The organism is Sulfitobacter sp. HI0040 (assembly GCF_001634885.1).
Taxonomy (GTDB): Bacteria; Pseudomonadota; Alphaproteobacteria; order Rhodobacterales; family Rhodobacteraceae; genus Sulfitobacter.
Genome location: NZ_LWEX01000242.1, coordinates 1 through 4096 on the forward strand (window position 1 = coordinate 1; position 4096 = coordinate 4096).

The 4096-nt window shown below is 64.2% G+C and carries 3 protein-coding genes; 1 reads left to right on the forward strand and 2 read right to left on the reverse strand.

The genetic code is table 11. From position 1 onward, the window contains the following. Both A3728_RS12975 and A3728_RS12980 read right to left on the reverse strand, forming a co-directional pair. A partial coding sequence (locus A3728_RS12975; RefSeq protein WP_150120783.1) for a multicopper oxidase family protein occupies positions 1-933 on the reverse strand: 933 nt, incomplete at its 3' end. Continuing rightward, positions 930-2681, reverse strand: coding sequence for a SulP family inorganic anion transporter (locus A3728_RS12980; RefSeq protein WP_082851042.1), 1752 nt, complete (start codon positions 2679-2681; stop codon positions 930-932). The genes A3728_RS12980 and A3728_RS12975, both read right to left, overlap by 4 nt. Before the next feature lie 533 nt (positions 2682-3214). Between A3728_RS12980 and A3728_RS12985 the strand changes: the two genes are divergently transcribed. Next, on the forward strand, positions 3215-4096 hold an 882-nt coding region (locus A3728_RS12985; RefSeq protein ID WP_067924429.1), incomplete at its 3' end, for an MBL fold metallo-hydrolase.

Consider the following 4096-nt stretch of genomic DNA (forward strand, 5'->3'; position numbering starts at 1 on the left):
GCCCATCATGCCGCCCCCGCCCATCATGCCGCCGCTCATCGCCCGGGACACCAGCCGGACCGCGGACCGGTCGGAGAAATCCACGACGATCTCGGCCCGCTCTGCCGGGGCGAGTTGCAGACCGTCCATGGCGACAGGCGCGGGCAGAAGCCCGCCGTCGCTGGCCACCTGATGGAACCGCCGCCCGTCGGTAAAGCCGAAATCGTACATCCGGGCGTTCGAGGCATTGAGGATCCGCAGCCGCACCAGCCCTGCGGGCACGGTAAGCTTGGGGCGGATCACGCCGTTGACCAGCACCTCGCTGCCGCGAAAGCCGCGCATCATGTCCATCATCCCGATGTCATAGGTCATGCGACCGGAGCGGTCGAAATTGCGGTCCTGCACGATCAGCGGGAAATCATCGACCCCGTAATCGCGCGGCAGTGGGTCCTCCACGTCGGGATCGTCAATGATGATCATGCCCGCCAGCCCGCGATAGACCTGATCGGCGGTGCGCCCATGGATATGGCTGTGATACCACAGGGTCGACGCAGGGTGGTCCACCGGCAGCTCGGGCGACCACGTCTTGCCGGGGCCGAAAGCCAGTTGCGGCCCGCCGTCGAGACGGCCGGGCACGTGCATGCCGTGCCAATGGGCTGTGATCGCCTCATCGGTGCGGTTCACCACGTCGATCCGTGCCGTGCGCCCGCGCTGAAAGCGCAGCAGCGGGCCGAGGTAATCCTGATCGTAGCCCAGCGTGTCGGAGGCGGCTCCGGAAATGAATTCGCGTGATCCCTTCATCGCGGTCAGCGTATTGCCCGCGCCGGGGCCGACCTCCATCACCTGCGGGATCGGCAGGGGCGCGCCGGGTTCCGCGGCGCCGGCCCGGCGGGTCAGCAGTGCTGGCGTGGCGAGCGTGGCGGCGATGAGGGCAAGGAACTGGCGGCGTTTCATAGGGATACTCCATCTTTGGACGGTGAGAATTGATCGACGGAACCGTTGCAAAGCGCCTCCACGGCGCGGTGCTGGGTCAGGAAGACGCGGCCCGTCAGGTCGCTCAGGAAATGGGTCTTCTTCAGGGCGTCCATCACAGGGCCCTTCACTTCGCTGAGGTGGAAGGTGATGTCGCGCGTGCCAAGCCGGGTGTTGATCGCCTCAAGGCTTTCGAGCGCGCTCATGTCGATCTCGTTCACGGCAGAGCACATCAGGATCACATGCCGCAGGTCTTCCCGTTCGGCGACCATGTCGTAGATCCGGTCTTCGAGGTTGCGGGCATTGGCGAAATAGAGGCTCTCGTCCACCCGCACCGACAGGATGCCGTCGTGCAGGGTCACGTCATGGCGGTTGACGTTTCGATAGTGTTCCGTGCCCGGCACCTGACCCACCACGGCCATATGCGGGCGCGAGGATTTGTAGAGGTGAATGAGGATCGAGATCAGCACGCCCGCCGACACGCCGACCTCGACCCCGAGGGCGAGCGTCAGCAGGATCGTCGCCGACACCGCGGCGAAGTCCGCCTTGGAATAGACCCAAGCGCGTTTCAGGATCGAGAAATCCACAAGGCTCAGGACCGCGACGATGATTGTCGCCGCAAGCGTGGCCTTGGGCAGGAAGTAGATAAGCGGCGTCAGCATCAGCGCGGCGATGGCCAGCCCCACGGCTGTATAGGCCCCGGCGGCGGGGGTGCGCGCGCCCGCGTCGAAATTCACGACCGACCGTGAGAACCCGCCGGTGACCGGAAAGCCGCCTGTGAACGCCGCCCCGAGGTTGGCGGTGCCCAGACCGATCAGCTCCTGATCGGGGTCGATGCGCTGCCGGCGCTTGGCCGCAAGCGTCTGTGCGACCGAGATCGACTCCACGAAGCCGATGATAGAGATCAGGATCGCGGGTCCGATCATCGCTGTCAGGACCTGCGGCTGGAACGACGGCAGGGTCAGGGGCGGCAGGGATTGCGGCACCGATCCGACGATATCGACACCGCGCTCCGCAAGGCCGAAGGCCCAGACCGCAAGCGTCGTCGCCACCACGGCGATGACCGGCCCGGCCTTCGCCCCCATGTCCGACAGGGTCTTGCCCAACCCCATGCCCTGCAGCAGCGGTTTGAGCCCACGGCGCACCCAGAAGAGGAAGGCCGTCGCCGCCACGCCCAGCACGAGCGTGATCCAGTTGATCTCTCCCAGATGCGACCACAGCCCGTGCAGCATTTCGATCAGGGTATCGCCCGAAGCCTTGACGCCCAGAATGTGTTTGAGCTGGCTCGTGGCAATCAGGATGCCGCTGGCCGTGATGAAGCCCGCGATCACCGGATGCGACAGGAAGTTCGCCAGAAACCCCAGCCGGAAGAGGCCGAGGACCAGCAGAAAGGCCCCCGAGAGAAACGCCAGTGTCAAGGCGGCGGTGACATAGTCGATGCCCTGATCGCCCAGCTTGCCAATGGCCGCCGCCGTCATCAGCGACACCACGGCCACCGGCCCCACCGCCAGCGTCCGGGAGGTGCCGAAAATGGCGTAAAGCACGATGGGCAGGATGGAGGCGTAGATCCCGGCCTCTGGCGGCAGACCGGCCAGCAAGGCATAGGCCAGCGATTGCGGGATCAGCATGATCGTCACGATGACCGCTGCGACCAGATCGCCGCTCAGCTTCCCGCGATCGTACCGGCTGCCCCAGTCGAGGATAGGCAGGTATCGGGACAGTCGCGCGATCTTTTGCGAAGAGGAGGACAAGGTAATGACTTTCAGAAATGGGGGAGGGGGTGCGCCGAATGGGCGCTCAGGAAAGGTGCGGGTGGTTAACGTGCATCAGGCGTCGCCAACCCCGGCCCTATCGGCGTGCCGGGCGTCTCTCCCGCGGGGGCGGGTATTGCGCCCATGGGGTGGCTGGCGGTGAAAGCTGTCATCGGTCCGGTCCTTGCAGCAGCGGCTTGTATCAGGTTCTCTCCACCAATATATTCCTCCATACGAATATTCAATATATAGAATATAATGAGTGATCAGACTACAGAGCAAGCCGCCGACCCGATGGTGTGTCGCCTGGCCGAGAGTGAATGACGATCTATTATTCGCTGCATGGTGACGAAGTCACAGAGGTTTTGCAGACCCTCTACAAACTCTACTGCCGCTGAACGCATGGCGGCTCGACGGTAGCCGCCCGTCAGAAGCATCCGCATGATCAACAGGCTTGCGTGGCGCGATGCCCCGGTTCATATTCGATTTATCGAATTTAACGGGAGGCCCTTATGAACCGCCGCGACTTCATCATGCAGATGGGTGCGTTGGCCGCAGGGGGGGCGGTTTATCCGCGAATTGCCAGCGCCTCACTCGGTCGCGCGACGCTTACGACGGTCAGCGATGGCGCCCTGGTCCTTCCGCCCGGTTTCCTGTTCGATCCGATCCCTGAGGAAAAGCTTGCGCCTCTCCGCGACCAGTTCGATCTGAACGACGGGCCGCTCACCCCCGAATGCAACCTGGCCCTTTATCGCGATGACAGCCGCGTTGTTCTTTTCGACGTGGGCTCCGGCCCCGATTTCATGCCCACGGCGGGCAAGATCGTCGAGAGCCTCGCAGCGCTCGATCTGGAACCGGGGGATATCACCGATGTGGTTTTCACCCATGCCCATCCCGACCATATCTGGGGACTGCTGGATGATTTCGGCGATCTGCTCTTTGCCGATGCACGTTACCTAATGGGGCGGGCCGAATGGGATTATTGGTGGAATCCCCAGACGGTCGACACCATCGGTGCGGGGCGGCAGGCGTTTGCCGTCGGCGCGAAGCGCCGGATGGAGGCGATCGAGGACGCGGTGGAGCTTTTCGACGATGGCGACGAGGTTCTGCCCGGTATCGCGGCAGTCGCCAGTTTCGGCCATACGGCGGGGCATATGGCCTTCGAGATCCGCAATGGGGCTGAGGCCGCCCTGATCGTGGGGGACGCTATCGGCAACCACCACGCCGCCTTTGCACGACCGGACTGGCCGAGCGGAGGGGATCAGGACATGGAAGCGGGGATCGCCACGCGCCTCGCATTGCTGGACCGGTTGGCCGCGGAGCAGATGCTGATGGTCGGGTTCCATCTGCCCCAAGGCGGTATGGGCCGTGTGGAGCGCACGGGGGGTGCTTTC